1 protein-coding gene (cut by a window edge) is annotated in these 14862 nt (G+C 62.9%); it reads right to left on the bottom strand.

The features are described 5' to 3' along the window. On the bottom strand, window positions 1-14862 hold the start of the coding sequence (locus BGE01nite_RS15320) for a putative Ig domain-containing protein (RefSeq protein ID WP_170266809.1). The gene continues 21471 nt to the left of window position 1, outside the view; 14862 of the gene's 36333 nt are visible here — the first part of the coding sequence; its start codon is at window positions 14860-14862; the stop codon falls past the left edge of the window.

The following is a 14862-nucleotide window of genomic DNA, read 5'->3' as shown; positions in this document are numbered from 1 at the left end:
CAATCCAAAGCCCGGTCCGCTCCATTGCAGGCGTGCCACGGCATCACCAGCATTCTCATAATATTCCATGCGGATGGTCACGGCGGTGCCGGAGGTGAGGGAGACCGTGGCGTTGTAGTTGGCGGCGCTTTGATCCTGCCAGCGGTCGATCACGAGATTGTTGTTCACCCAGAGGCGCACACCGTCGTCAGAGGTCGTCTGGAAGGTATAGCTGCCGGTGGTCTGCGGCACCAGTGTGCCCGTCCAGCGCACGGAGAAACTGTCTGCCGGCACGGATGCGTCAGGTGAGCCGCCTGCCCAGCTGAAGTCGATGGCGCTCTCACCACGGGTGAGCACCAGGGTGTTGAAGCTGGTGCCTGAGTAATACTGGCCGACCAGCCCGCTCTGCGGTGTGGCGGAGAGAGTCTGGCTGTAGGCTCCGCCGACCGTCGCATTGAGAAGGGTGGCCGGGGTGATGGTGATGACCGGGCAGCCTGTGGTGATGCTGTAGGTGCGCGAGCCGGAGCAGCCGTTCGCATCCGTGGCGGCGATGACGAAGGTGCCAGGTTCGCTGGCGGTCGGCGTGCCGACGAGGGATCCCGAACTGTTCAGGGTGATGCCCATGGGCAGCACGCCGCTGCTCAGTGTGAAGGTATAGGGCGCTGCGCCGCCACTGGCGGTGACGGTTTGCGAGTAAGGAATGCTCACGGTGGCATCCGGCAGCGTCTCTGGATCCAGGGCCACCAGCGGGCAGGAGATGAGCGTGGTGGTCACACTGCCATGACAGCCATAGGCATCCGTGGCGCGGAAGGTGAGGGCTGTTCCCGCGCCGTTTCCAGCGGTCGGTGTGCCGGTGATGGTGGACGTTGCCGTATCAAACGTTAGGCCTGCAGGCAGTGTGCCCGAGGTCAGGGACCAGGTGTAAGGTCCGGTGCCGCCACCTGCGGCCAGTGCCTGGGTGTAGGCCGTGCCCACCTGCGCGCGGGGCAGGGAACCTGGAGTGACGGTGACGACGGGGCAGACGGGGCTCAGCGAATAGGCACGGGAGGCGGAGCATCCATATTGATCCGTCACACGGAGGGTGAAGTTGCTGGCGGTATCGCTGGTCGGAGTTCCGCTCAGCACGCCCGTGGTTTCCGCGAGTTCCAGACCGGCAGGCAGGGTGCCGCTGATGACCGTGAAGGTAAGCGGAGTCGTGCCTGCGCTTGCGGTGAAGGTCTGGCTGTAGGCGCTGCCCACCGTGGCAGGAGCCAGGGAAGATGGACTCAGGACAATCGTCGGGCAGACCGGCGTGACGGAGTAACTGCGGGAGGCCTGGCAGCCGTTTGCATCCATGGCGCGCACGGTGAAAGTGGCTGCGGTGGTCGTGGTCGGCGTGCCGCTGATGACACCTGTGGTTGACGCCAGCGAGAGACCTGCAGGCAGGGTGCCGCTGGTGATGGAGTAAACATACGGTGTCGCACCATTGCTGGCGCTGATCGTCTGGGAGTAGGCGGCCCCGACCGTGCCGTTGGACAGGGACGCAGGCGCGATCGCGATCACCGGGCAGATCTTCAGCGAGTAGGCGCGGGAGCCGGAGCACAGGTTGGCATCCACCGCGGTGACGGTGATGTTGGCACCCGCACCATTGCCAGCGGTCGGTGTCCCGCTGATTTCACCGGTGCTGCTGTTCAGGCCCAGGCCTGCGGGCAGCGTGCCGGAGCTGATGCTGAAGGTGTAGGGGGCGGTGCCGCTGCTGGCGCTGACCGTCTGTGTGTAAGCACTGCCGACAGTGCCCGCAGACAAGCTGGACGGCGCCACGGTGACGGTCGGGCAGACCGGAGTGATGGTGTAGGCGCGTGTGCCGAAGCACGCGCTCGAGTCCGTGGCACGGATGATGAAGCTGGAGCTGGAGGTGCTGGTGGGCGTGCCGCTGACCGTGCCCGTGGTCGTGTTCAAAGTTAGGCCGGCGGGGAGCGAGCCGCTGGTCAGCGCATAGGTGTAGGGAGATGCGCCACCCGTGCCGCTGAGAGTCTGGCTGTAGCTGACGCCTACCGTGGCGGAGGTCATGGTGGCAGGTGTCAGGGAGATCGCCGGGCAGACCGGAGTGACGCTGTAGTTACGGGTGCTCTGGCATCCGTAGCTGTCCGTGACACGGATCGTGAAGGTCGCGTTCGTGGTGCTCGTCGGCGTGCCGCTGATGACACCTGTGCTGGTGTCCAGTGTGAGTCCGTTCGGCAGCAGTCCCGTGCTCACCGCGAAAGTATAGGCAGTGTTTCCTCCAGTGGCGGTGAGTGTCTGCGAGTAGGCGGTGCCCACGGTCGGTGAAGGCAGTGTGGACGGAGAAATGGTGATCGTGGGGCAGGCTGGAGTAACCGTGTAGCTGATCGTGGCCTGACAGCCGTTTGCATCCGTGGCACGCACCGTGAATGTGGCGCTCGTGGTGGTCGTCGGCGTGCCGGTGATGGCACCCGTGCTGGTGTTCAGCGTCGCCCAGGCAGGCAGCGCGCCGCTGGAGATGCTGTACATGTAAGGAGCCAGACCGTTGCTGGCGCTCACCGTCTGGGAGTAGGCCGTGCCGACCGTGCCGTTCGACAGGGACGCAGGCGCGATCGCGATCACCGGGCACACTTTCAAGGTGATGGCACGCGTGCCCTGGCAGCCGAAATTGTCCGTGGCCCGGAAGGTGATGGAGATGCCTGCGCCGTTGGAGGTGGTGGGCGTGCCGGTGATGGCTCCAGTCGTGCTGTTCAGGCTCAGTCCGGCAGGCAGTGTGCCGCTGGTGACCGCAAAAGTGTAAGGAGCGCTGCCGCCGCTGCCAGTCAGTGTCTGCGAGTAGGCCGAACCGACGGTGGCCACCGCCGGAACGGATGGATTGACCGTGACGGTGGGGCAGGCTGGTGTGAGTGTGTAGGCGCGGGCACCGGTGCATCCATTGGCATCGGTGGCGGTGATGGTGAAGCTCGCCGCTGTGTTGCTGGTGGGGGCTCCGCTGACGACGCCAGTGCTGGTGTTGAGGCTCAGGCCGGCTGGCAGTGATCCCGTGGTGACAGTGAAGGTGTAAGGCGTGGCTCCACCGGAGGCGGTGAGAGTTTGTGAGTAGCTCATGCCGACCGTTGCGGCGGACATCGTCGCCGGGTTCACGGTGATGATCGGGCAGATCTTGAGCAGGTAGCTCTTCGTGGTGGCGCAGTTGAAGCTGTCCAAAGCGCGCACGGTGACGTTCACACCCGCGCCGTTGCTGGCGGTGGGCGTGCCACCGAAGGCGCCGCCGTTGCTGAAGGTGACGCCGGAAGGAAGGGTGCCGCTGCTGATGTTCCAGGCATACGGGGCGCTGCCGCCGCTGGCGCTCACGGTCTGCGAGTAGGCCGTGCCGACCAGGCCTGCGGGAACGGTGTTCGGGCTGATGTCAGTGACCGGGCAGCTGATGGCCACGGTGTAGGCACGCTGGCCGGGGCAGCCGTTGGCATCGGTGGCGCTGACCGTGATGTTGGAGTTGCCGCCCGTGGTCGGCGTGCCGCTGATGGCTCCCGTGCTAGTATTGAAGGTTAGGCCTGGAGGCAGTGTGCCGCTGGTGAGGGCATACGTGTAGGGTGCCGCTCCACCGCTGGCGGTCACGGTCTGCGAGTAAGGAAGGCCGATGGTGCCTGCGGCCAGCGTCGCTGGATCCAGGGTGATCACGGGGCAGACTTTGAGGCTCAGCGTTCTTGTCGTGAGACATCCGTAGTTGTCCGTGGCACGGAAGATAAGGGAAGCACCGGCGCCATTGCCTGCCGTGGGAGTTCCGCCGAGCACACCGCTGGCCGCATTCAGGTTCATGCCTGGAGGCAGCGAGCCGCTGGTGATGGTGAAGGCATACGGGGCGCTGCCTCCGGTGGAGCTGATGGTTTGCGCGTAAGAGGAGCCTGCGGTGCCGTCAGGGAGCGAGGTGGGGCTGATCACCAGAGTCGGGCAGGCAGGTGTGACGGTGTAAGACTGCGAGACCTGGCAGCCGTAGTTGTCCGTGGCCGTGATCGTGAAGGTGGCTGCCGTGCTGCTGGTCGGGGTGCCATTGATCACGCCGTTGCCAGCATTCAAATTCAGGCCGGCGGGCAGGGTGCCGGAGGTGACCAGATACGAATAGGGAGTGTTGCCGCCATTGGCGACGACGACCTGGCTGTAGGAACTGCCAACCGTGCCATTTGACAGTGATGCGGGTGACAGGGTGATCACCGGACAGGCGGTGTTGATGGTGTAGGCACGCGTGGCCACACAGCCGTTCGCATCCGTCATGCTGATCGTGAAGCTGGAGCTTCCCGGCGTGTTCGGTGTGCCTGTGAGCGCCCCGGTGGAAGTGTTGAAGGTAGCCCAGGCTGGCAGTGAACCGAGACTGACCGCGCGCACATACGGCGAGGTTCCGCCGGTGGCCGAGATCGTCTGCGAGTATGCTGTGCCGACAACACCATCACTCAAGCTCGTGGGGCTGATCGTGATGGCGGAGCAGATGCGCACCACGATGGCGCGCGAGCCAGCGCATCCATAAGTGTCCGTGGCACGGAAGGTGATCGTGGTGCCCGCGCCGTTTGTGGCCGTGGGTGTGCCGCTGATCACGCCTTCGCTGCTCAGGCTGAGGCCGGTGGGCAGCGTGCCGCTGGTGATCGTCCAAGTATGGGGAGTGGTACCGCCGGTGGCCGTGAGGGTCTGTGTGTAGAGAGAACCCATGGCCGCGGCAGGAAGCGTGGTCTGGGTCACGCTGACCGTGGGGCAGACCGGTGTCACGGTGAAGCTGCGTGTGCCCACGCACCCGGCGCTGTCAGTGGCGCGCAAGGTGAAGGTGGTGGCCGTGTTGCTCGTCGGAATGCCAGTGATGGCGCCCGTGACTGAATTCAGGCTCAGTCCGGAAGGCAGTGTCCCCACGCTCACGGCGTAGCTGTAGGGCGTGAGTCCTCCAGTAGCGCCGGCTGTTTGCGAGTAGTTCTGACCGACCACGCCATTGCTCAATGACGAGGGGCTCACCGTGACCGTCGTACAGGCTGGGGTGACACTGTAGCTGCGTGTTCCCAGGCAGCCTGCAGAGTCCGTGGCGCGGATGGTGAAGCTGGTGCTGGCGTTGCTGGTAGGCGTGCCGCTGATGAGGCCGCTGGAGGTGTTCAGCACAAGACCGGCCGGGAGGGTGCCGCTGCTGACACTGAAGGCATAAGGAGTGCTGCCGCCAGTGGCTGCAATGGTCTGCGAATAGGCCGTGCCCACGGTGCCGTTCACCAGGGAGACGGGTGTCAGTGTGATGGTCGGGCAGACGACCGTCAGGGCATACGCGCGTGTGCCGACGCAACCCTGTGCATCCGTGGCACGCAGCGTGAAGCTGTAGTTTCCCGGATTGGCGCTGGTGCTGCCGGTGATCTCGAAGCTGTTGTTCAGGGAAAGTCCCGCAGGCAGACTGCCGCTGCTGATCTCCAGCACATAGTCCGCGCGTCCGCCGGAGATGCTGATGAGCTGTGTGTAGCTCGCGAGACGGGTCACGCTAGGCAGCGTCGTCGGGGCCAGCGTGACGGCCGGGCAGCTCATCAGCAGATTGAAGGTCTGCGTGGTGGAGCAGCCTTTCGCATCCGTGGCCTGGACGGTGAAGATGAAGGTGCCGATCTCCGTCGGAGTACCGTTGACCACACCGGCGTTGTTGATGGAAATGCCGGCAGGCAGGGAACCAGCCACCATTCTCCAGGAGTAGGGTGAGACACCGCCGCCAGCCGAGAGAGCCTGGCTGTAGGTGGTGTCCTGGGAACCCACAGGCAGAACTCCTGGATTGATGGTGAAGGCCGGGCAGGGGCGCAGACCGAAGTCGATGGTCTTCTCGTAATTCGTTCCGCCGCTGGTGCCGGGCTCGGTGCCTGCGGCCAGGGCAAACATCATCGATGTCACCGCGGACTGCTTCACACTCGGCTGCGAGCCGTTGTTGTCATTGTCCACGCCGTTGTCGGTGGTGACCACGTTGCTGCTGGAGAGCGGGAAGGTCTCGGGCAGGTAAGGAATGCGCACGCGGTAGCTGGCCGCGGTGGCGGTGTTGAAGCTGTAGTAACCGTTGCTGTCCGTGGTGGTGCTGAGGAGCACGGTGGTTCCGGTGGAGTTCAGCAGTTCCACGGTGAGACCTTCCACACCCAGCTCGCCATTCGCTGTTTCAGCGGTCCCGTCGTTGTCGGTGTCACCCCAGACCATGTTGCCGATGTTCAGCGCATTGTTGAAGCCGAAGTCGAGCGTGAAGTTGGTGTTGGCATCCGCGTCCCCGTCATTGGTGGGCTCGGTGCCGCTCTGCAGGGTGATGACAGGGCTGTAGGCCAGTGTGCCGGGACCCGCAGGCTGGCGGGCATTGTTGTCATTGTCCTCGTCATTGTCGTCGAGGTCAGGCGCGCCCGAGGAGCTGGGATACGGCGACGTCGGCTGGACGGTGATGTAGTAGCGTCCCGACCACAGCGGGCTGAAGACATAGCTTCCAGAGCTGGTGGTGGTGACGCTAGGCGCCGCCTCCCAGTCTGCATTGTCTCCCGTGCCGCCCATCAGGCCGTCAGCACCTGTGTGATACACACGCACGGTCACACCGCTGATGCCCGGCTCGCCAGCCTCCTTGATGCCATCCGCATCAGCATCGAGCCAGACGGAGTTACCGAGACAGATGCGCTCGTTGCCAGCAGGCAGAGTTTGGAAGAGCAGGCTGTCCTGCATGTCAGAGCTGTTGCTGGCATACACGCCCCAGGTCATGCCGTCGGAACTCATGCCATCACCGCCGTTGTAGATGGACCAGGCGCTGTAGGCCGGATCCTGCTGGGTGTGGCCGTCATTACGCAGCACGTTTTGAACGGTGGTGTAAGGAGATGTGGGCGACTCCCAAAGCACCGCGATGCTGTTGGAACTGGTGGTGTACATGCTGCCGAGCACGCGACCCGTGTCACTGATGGCACCGATGATGCCGCCAAGCGTGTCACCAGCGCCACGTGGCAAGTTCATGCGGGTGGCGGTGAGCACGCTGTACACGAAGGGTGTCGGCACACCGGCGATGGTTTCCGAGCTGCCGACATAACGGCCGCCAGGGCTGATCTTGCCGCCTTTCAGCCTGCCGGTGAAGGTGGCCACCACGGTCGTGTAACCACCTGCCACAGTGCCGCGCAGAATCTGGCCCTGGTTGCTGCTGTTGATCACCAGCAGCAGGCTTCCGTCCGCGCTCGCGTCCAGCACTTCACGGAGGCCGGAGATGGCCGTCCATGTGCGTGTGTTGAGGTTCCAGTAGCCGCCCTGGCTCACCGTGGCGCCAGGTCCGTCCGGATCGACGGTGCCGAAGGCATACATGCTGTTGCTGGTGATGCTCACCGGCTGGGCCGTCATGTTCAGGTTTGAATCAAAAGGCGTGGTCAGGCGCTGAGTCACACCTGTCGCGCGGGTGTGCAGCCAGCCGAAGAGGGTGATGTTCTTGCCCGCCGTGAAACGTTCATAACCCACGGCGTTGCCGTCATCGTTGATGTCCGTGCCGATGGCGTAGTTGTTCGTCGGCGTCACCTTCGGCACATCAGTGTAGCCATAGGTGGGCACCTGCATGATGAAGGCGCGTGCCAGGGTGCCGAAACGCACCCCTGTGACCCAACGGCCGTTCGGTGACATGCCGGTCAAAGATTGTCCCTGTGCGTAGGTCTGGCCGCCGAGCACGTCTCTGCCGATGCGGGTGACCATGTACTGCGCGCCGAGGGTCTGGCCGCGCGCTGGCGGACAGTTGGGGTTCAGAGGCGGTGCGATACTGGACAGGTAACCAAAATTGAGATTAAGGTTCTGAGATCCGTTGCTCACCGTGCTGCTGGCGATGCCATCCATCGGGGCCATCGGGTCAGCGGTGACCGTGGCGTTGTTCATGTTGGAGAGAGAGTCCACACGCACCTTCACCACATAAGTCCCGTTGTTGAGTCCGGAGAAGCGATAGATGCCGTCCTCTCCGACCACATGGCCGTCGCGCCAGGTCGTGCCCGAAGCATCAAAGAGCTCCACCACGGCTCCGACGACCGCGCCTTCACCCGTGTCACGGGTGCCGTTGCCGTTCGAGTCCGCAAAGATCATGCCGCCGATGGCCCCTGTGTAGGCACGGCCGAAGTCCAGGTTCGTCAGTTCCCAGCCGCCCTGGATGGCCACGTCATGGGAAGTGTTCGTGGTGGTCTGGGTCATCCCCGCAGGGAAGTCCGGGTCACTGGTGTTGAAGGTGATGGTGTAAGTGCCCGCAGGCACCAGGAAATCATACGCACCATTCGCATCCGTGACCGTGGCGCGGCTCACAGTTGTGCCTGCAAAGCTCATGCCGTTGAGCGTCATGTTGATGTTGGCCACACCGGCTTCCGTCAGGTCGCGCACCGTGCTGTAGTTCGCATCGTTGTAGACGTGACCACCAAGCTCCGCGAGCTCGGCGAAACCAAAGTCCGCTGTGGTCAGGGCCTGGGCTGCGGCCAGTGACACGCCGATCTCCTCACCATTCGTGGGCAGCATGGTGTTGTACTGACCTGCATTCGGACTGGAGGGCGGGGCTGGCACATGCTGCTCATCCACACGCACCACATAGTCTCCCGCAGGCAGATTCTGCACCGTGTAGATGCCGCTGGCATTGGTGAAGGCGATGCCGTACTCGACTTCGTCCGCATCGACCGCGCCGTTGCTGTTCTTGTCGAGGTAGACGCTCACACGCACGTTCGGGATGCCGGCCTCTCCCGCATCCTTCACGGCGTCGTAGTCCATGTCGTAATAGACAAGGTCGCCGATGCTGCCGGTGTGATTGAAACCGTAGTCAACACCACTGACAGTCTGTGTGGCCACCACCGTGATGGCACGGATGGCAGCACCACCGCTGACGAAGTCCATGCCGGCTGGCAGTGTGCTTTCAATGACATCCACCAGATAGGCGCCGGGGTAGAGGCGTGTGAAGGAATACTGGCCGTCGGCATTCGTGAGGACAGAGCGCACCAGCAGATCGCTGGCATCGATGCTGCCATTGCTGTTCGTGTCGCGGTAAATCTGCACGCTGACATCCGGAAGCCTCGCTTCATCGTCATCGATCACGCCATCTTCATCATGGTCAGTCCAGATGGTGCCATTGATTCTGGCGGCGGTGGATGGCGGCGCGGGGGTCAGGATGCCGAAGTCAGCATCATTGATCTGCGCGCTGTTGGAGGCCAGCGTGCGCTGCAGGCTCGGGGCGGTGGTCATCACCCAGTCAGCGGGCAGAGTATTGAGATCCACGGCCACATTCCAAGGCGTGCCGCCATTGGTGTTCAAACCAAAGACGCGATAGGCGCCGACGCCGTCACTGGTGGCCTCTTTGTTCGTGGCACCGCTTTTGACCGTGATCTTGATGCCGGCCACCCCAGGCTCGCCCGCGTCACGCACGCCGTTGGCGTTGGTGTCAGCGAAAACGAGGTCGCCGATGCTGCCGGTCAGACCCGTCTGCACCGCGTTGGAGTTCGTGGGCGGAATGACGACCGGGCTGGAGGGGCAGGACATGGCCTCAAAGTCAGTGTAAGCGGAGAAGACGGCGGTCGGAGACACCTGCAGCGTACAGCGTGCGTTCGTCGTATCGACGGTCCAGATCCGGTTGTTGTAAGCGGCCACACCGCTGCTGCCTGTGGCCACGCGCAGCACGCCGTTGGCATCGAAGTCCATGCCCTGCACGTTCGTGATGTTGGTGGTCGTTGTGCCTAACAAGAAGCGTCCAACGTTGGTCGTCGCTCCAGTCTCCGGATTGATCGTGATCAGGCGGTCGGAATCGCCGATGCCGGCGGTCGAGTCACTGGCGATGGCAAACAGGACGCCACTGTTGGGGTCGAAGGAAATGTCGTCGATGTCGTAAAGCGCCGTGGGCAGGGTGTTCGTGGCCACCACGACATAGTCAACACCCGCACCGAAGGCGTCATCGACATGCAGGCCGGTGTCAGGATCGATCTTGAAGAGGCAGTCCAGCAGGGTGTTGCCCGTGGTGCTGTCTTCACGGCGATGGATGGCATAGAGCTCGCCCGAGCTCGGGTCAAAGCTCATGCCGCGGATGTCGGCGAGGCTGATGGCGCCGAGTGCTCCAGAGATCGGATTGCCGGCATTCGCGACACGGTTGGTGAGGGTGAACGCGCCTGTGGAGGTGTTCACTGTGCCGAAACGATCCGCACCCGCGCCTGCGGTGCTGTCACGGTCCACACCATAGAGCACGCTGCTGTCCAGGTTCAGCGTGGTGGCGCGCATGTAGGTCGTGCCTGTGCTGCCTACATCTGTCACCGTGGTGCCGAGCACTTTCAGGAGGCGGTCCGAGGTGCCGGAGCTGATCGAGTTCGCCACGACGTAAGCGCCGCGGAACTCATTTGTCTGGATGCTCGCGACGTTGTCGACGTTGTCGCGTCCGCTGTTGCTGTTCACGCTCACCGTGAAGGTCAGCGGCCGGGTCACCAGCACGCTGTTGGAGGCGGATGCCGGGAAGTTGGCGGAACCTGAGACAAACGCGGCATTGGAGAAACGCACGCTGCCAGGGGTGGTGCCCGCATTGAGCCGATAGGTCCAGGTGAAGGTGATGGAGCCGCCCGCAGGCACATCGCCCGAGGACGGTGTTGGACCGCTGAGAAGTGTGGCGGTGGCTCCGTTGGTCAGCGTGGTGCTCAGCGTGGGAGGATTGACATTGTTGATCTTCGTCTCACTGGAACCGACCGTCATCTGCACGGAGGTCGTGGTGCCGTCCGTGACGAGGGAGTTGTTGGCCACGAGCTCGACCGTGATCTCAGTCGGGATCGGCGCGCCATATTCGACGATGGAACCACCCGAGCTCACAGAACCCGGTGTGGCGGGCAGGCTGGTCCAGGTGTTGGACTGAGTGCTGTAACGCCAGAAGTTCGTGCTGCCGTCACCGCGCAGGGCGTAGAGAGACACACCCCCGAATGCAAGGGAACCGCCTGCGTTCACCGTGCCCGGAGCGCTGGTCATGCGTGCCCAGGTATTCGTGCTGATGCTGTAGCGGTAGAAGTTGGTCTTGTCGCCCCCGCGGAAGGCAAAGATGTAGGTGCCGTCATAAATCAACGAGGCTCCGGAGTTCATGCCATCCGGCGTGTCAGCGAGCCGCGTCCAGTTGTTCGAGCTGACATTGTAGCGGTAGAAGACTTTGCTGCCGGCACCACGCAGGGCGTAGATGTTCACCTTGTCAGTGACGATGGATCCGCCCGAACCAACATTGCCACCAGGGAAGCTGGCCAGCGAGGTCCAGGAGTTGGAGCTGATGTTATAGCGGTAGAAGCTCGTCGAGTCATCGCCGCGCAGCGCATAGAAGTAGGGGGAGAGGAACTCCAGGCGGTTGGCGCTGTTGTAAAAGGTGGCCGGGGTGTTGGCCAGCGTGGTCCAGTTGTTGGAGCTGACATTGTAACGCCAGAAGGAGGTGGTGTCATCACCACGCAGGGCGTAGATGTTGACACCGTTGGAGGCGAGCGCGCCACCGGCATACACCGTGCCCGGTGCGGCGGCCTTGATCGTCCACGTTTGTGAGGCGGAATCAAAGAGCCAGAAGTCCGTTTTGTCACCACCGCGGAAGGTAAAGAGATTCAGGTTCTGAATGTAGGTGCCAGGCTGGGACGCGACGGTGGTGCCGAGGTTCCAGGTGACGATGCCACTGCTCTGAGTGCCGCCCTGGCCAGCGCTGACAAAGGTCGTGCCGGCAGGCACGTTGTCAGAGACGGTCAGACCGCTGAGGAAGTCATAACCAGCATAGCTCGGTGTGATGGTGTAGACGATCTGGTCTCCTGCGGCCGCTGTGGTGCGGTTGGCGGCCTTGGTGAGCAGGCGGGAGAATGGGAAGTCATTCGTCAGGCTGGTTTCAGAGGCCATCACGCTCACGCTGAGCTCGTCCATGTAGATCATGTAGCCGGGCGGCACTTCTGGAGCATTCGCATCACAGATGACGATGAAGTCACCCGCGCCCAGATTGTCGAACTGGTAGGCGCCCGTCGTGTCAGTGCGGACCCTGCCCACTAATTCGTTAGCGTCGGGACGGTTGTCGCTGTCCGTGTCGGCGTAAATGCTGATCGTGAGGTTGGCGATCGGGATTTCGCCGGCGTTCATCACGCCGTCCACGTTCGCGTCCTGGAAGGCCCTGCCGCCGATGCTGGAAGGAGACTCGCGCCAGAAGCCGAAGTTGGCCTTGGTGTAGGCAGCGGCCGCCAGTTCCTGCACGCGGTGAGGATCAGGTGTTGTGATGAAGTAGTTGCTGCCACCGACCGCGGCGGGAATGTCCGAGTCGGTCTGCTCCACATCCACAAGGTAGTCCAGGCTCAGCGGAAGATTGGTGAAGCTGTAGATGCCGTCCACATCCGTCACCTTCGTGCCCACCAGAGGGTCCGTGGCGGTGTCGATGACACCATTGTTGTTCTGGTCGCGATAGAGACGGACGGTGACATTGCTGATGCCGGTGTCGCTGTTTTGGAACACACTGTCCCTGCCCAGGTCATTGAAGACCGTGCCGCTGATCGTTCCTGTGCCGCCCGTGCGGTAGCCGAAGTCCACATTGAGCTTCTGCTCATTGTTCGCGACTGCCACGGTGGCCTGGTTCGCGGTGGCGATGCCATCGAGATCGTACGTGGGGGTATAACCAGAAGGTTGGGTGACTTTCACCACAAAGGTCCCGCCGGTGAGACCTGTGAGGGCATACTTGCCCTGGGAGTCGGTGATCTGGGTGTTGAGCAGTGTCGTGCCATTGCTGGCGTAGAGCTGCACGGTCACTCCAGGCAGACCTTCGTCCTCGGGGTCCATCAGACCGTCACCATCCCAGTCACGGAAAACCGTGTCGCCGATGCGGCCGCCACCTACGGTGACCGGAGCCAGGGCGCCTGTGGACATGATCTTGCCGCTGTTCTCATACACGAAGCTGTTGGTGTACACGCCGCCGGGCTGGGTGGGATTGATCTTGCACTTGAAGACCAGCACCAGGCTCTTGCTGTAGGCGATCGGGGAATTTACCGTGAAGACCGGCTCGGCCGTGTTGAGGGCATTCACCACGACGGCGGAGGTCACTGAACCCGCGAGCTTTGCTGAAACCATGCCGTCATAGGTGAAGCCCGGCGGAAGTTTCTCGCGGATGATCAGCGGCACCGCGTTCGGGCATGGGCCGTCGTTCAGCATCGTCAGAGTATACGTGACGGTATCCCCCGGATTAGCCTGGGTGGGGGTGACGGTCTTGTCTGGATAAAGCAGCGCGCTGGCGGAAACTTCGACCGTGTCAGTGTTGCAGGTCTTGGGGGACTGGTCGCTGGTGGAGCAGACGGTGTTGGTCATCACACCCGTGCCAGTGGCGCGCACGGTGATGGTGATGCTGCGCACGACGTTGGGCTGCACCGTGCCCAGGTTCCAGCGCAGCGGGCCGGTGCTGTTAGGCGCGGGCGTGGCGCTCACATAGGCAATGCCGGTGGGGAGGGTGTCCTCGATGACGACGTTCGTCAGCGGAATGGTGCCGTGGGAGGTGAACCAGAGTGTGTAGGTGAATGTTTCGTTAGGCCCGACGATGCCCTTGGAGGCCTGCTTGAAGACGAGAGGCTTGGTGCCGAGTGACACGGTGGTGTTCTCATAGTAGCGCCACAAATGGTCCTTGTTCGTGTACTCACCACCGGCGTCACCACCGAAGGTGTCTGCATACGCCTGCAGGTAGCCAAGCGCATCAAAGGGCGAGCCCGTCTGACCGGCGGCCACGTTCACCTTGATCTGCACGCGTGCGTACTCGGGACGGAAGAGCTCCAGGTTGCCCCAGGCCATGCGGATCGCCTTGGGACTGGTGCTGTCTGTCCAGCTCGTGGTGGGGGGCAGGGGATTGGCGGTGGTGAGATCCCAGCCGGTGTTGCTGCCGTCCACGCCCACAAGGCCCAGCGCGGTGCTGCGCAGGCCGTCCGTGTCTTTCGCAATCATGCTGCCGGAGTAGCGCACGCGCTTCCAAGGGCCGTAGTTGCGCACGGAGTTCCGCATGCGCGCAGGATCGCTGGCGTTGGCGTCCCAGTAAGTCTTGTCGAAGTGCCAGGCATAGCCGCTCTGCGGACCTGCCACGGGGCTGCCCATGCCCCAGGGCGTGTTGCCACGGCCATCTGGATCCAGGAGCGGGGCGATGGGGGAGCTGATGCCAAAGGCGACCAACTGCTCGCCATCCCAGCGTGTCGTCGGGGTGATGTTGTCACCCGAGTTGTTGCGAATGACGTTGTCAGCGGTGCCAGTGTTGCCATCCAGGCCCCCCATGCTCACCCAGCTCTGCCACGCGGTCTTGGGGTCGGTGGAGTAGAAAATACCGGTGTCCGAGTACACGCCAGCCATGGTGCCGCGCATCAGACCCGTGCTGCTGTCCACCACATAGGCCTTCTGGCCCAGGATGTTAGGCCCGAGCTCCAGACCCTTAAGCGCGTTCTGAACTTTGGCCCCCACGGAGCCGTCTCCAAGCGCCAAAACCGACTGCCCTTTCATGGCAATAGGGATAAATTTTCCTGTCGTATCGAGGCGTCCATAGTGCGCTCCGACCACCTGGGAGCCCACTGGAACGAAGAAAGTGGAGTACCCGCCGGCTCCTGTCGGGGTGCCGACAGAGGGGGTCGCCTTCATCACCAAGCCCACAATATCACCCACCTGGATGAGGGGTTGTCCGGCCGCCTGCCGCTGCTGCATGCGGGCCAGTGTCTCATTGTCAAAGCCGATGTAATCGGCGCGCTGGTTCAAGTTATGCGCAAGCGCCGAGCCCTTGAAAATCAAGCCTCCGACGAGCATGAGAAGACCTAACAAAAAGTGCTGATACATGCTTCTGGCATAACCTTCGATATCGGAATAACGAGGTTTGCGCAGCGGCATGGAGGTCCCGCCGAGAGGCTTGTCGCCCCTCTTCAGGCAGCCCAGGGAGCGGGAGCTGAAAGAGTCCAT

The organism is Prosthecobacter gellanilyticus (assembly GCF_007992435.1).
In the GTDB taxonomy this organism is placed as follows: Bacteria; Verrucomicrobiota; Verrucomicrobiia; order Verrucomicrobiales; family Verrucomicrobiaceae; genus Prosthecobacter; species Prosthecobacter gellanilyticus.
This window is presented reverse-complemented; position numbering and strand designations above follow the sequence as displayed.